The following is a 1,054-nucleotide window of genomic DNA, read 5'->3' as shown; positions in this document are numbered from 1 at the left end:
TTGGGGCTAACTACCTACTCAGAAATCGACCTTTCTGAGAGTACCTATGGAGTTACTTCGTTCCTGATAACCATTCTTTGAATCTTTTAGGGTGATACTATCCACCGGGAATTAGGGAAATCATTATAAGAGGAATCAATCTTATAATCCTGTGTGTTCCGTTGACTATTTGTCTGTAGCGTTTTGGTTATGACCTCAGCTATTTCGCTACGTAGACCTTACGATGGTTCAGGTGTATCTTTCTGTGGTACCCATGAGTTCAATTGCCTGTTACTAACACCACATTTAGCTAGCAGTGCTTCACTGTTCGACCCCGCTTTATCCTCAGGTTTGTTAGCTCCTTGAGAATAGGGGTAGGGCTGTCACTCAGATTTCGTGAGGGATGGTATTTCACCATCATGGTTATCAAGTTGTCAAGGTTTTTATTACCTTGCGGTTAATCCCCCATATCCTTTTCAGGATAAGGTTTCTAACCAACGAGTCGCACAATCCCTAGATCTACCGCAGTTACGTTGGCTTCTGGTTTCCGTTTTTCTGGTTTGCAGTTAAACGGAACGGATAAGTGACAGCCCCTTTCATTTAAAACCAATGATGGGGACATCATTTTGTTAGTTGCAACCAGGTGACGCTCTCTGAGGCCAGTGATTTCAACGGTAGCCCAAACCCAGTCATATCCATTGAAAACCTTGATTTCGACTTGGTCATAACCATGCAGCTTGTAACATTGTCCCTTGTAAAGGGAGGGATAACAGCCGGTGTCTGCATTTAGCTTTGGAGGCTTAGCATCCTTTCTTTTTCTGCCTCCCGACTGCCACTCTCGATAACGAGTAACAAAGCTACTAACTTGACCAGCAGAGAAGGCAATCGCAGCACGACGTAGATAGCTAGGAAATTTATAAAAGGCTTTCTTGAATTGAGGGTATTTAATACTAGGACGTTTAGCTGTTTGATGCATTAACTTTTCGACAGCCGGAGTTAGTTGATCTGCTGTCAGTTCTCCCAGTTCAGACCAGTGAGTGTAAATAATACCAACTAAAAACTGACAAGCGTGGCA

The 1,054-nt window shown here is 43.3% G+C and carries 1 pseudogene; it reads right to left on the bottom strand.

Annotation, left to right across the window (positions count from 1 at the left end):
• Window positions 1-487 precede the first annotated feature (487 nt).
• Window positions 488-1,054: pseudogene (locus F6J99_RS45300) on the bottom strand (IS200/IS605 family accessory protein TnpB-related protein); the annotation flags it as partial.

The sequence above is a fragment of the Moorena sp. SIO4G3 genome (assembly GCF_010692305.1).
Taxonomy (GTDB): Bacteria; Cyanobacteriota; Cyanobacteriia; order Cyanobacteriales; family Coleofasciculaceae; genus Moorena; species Moorena producens_A.
This window is presented reverse-complemented; position numbering and strand designations above follow the sequence as displayed.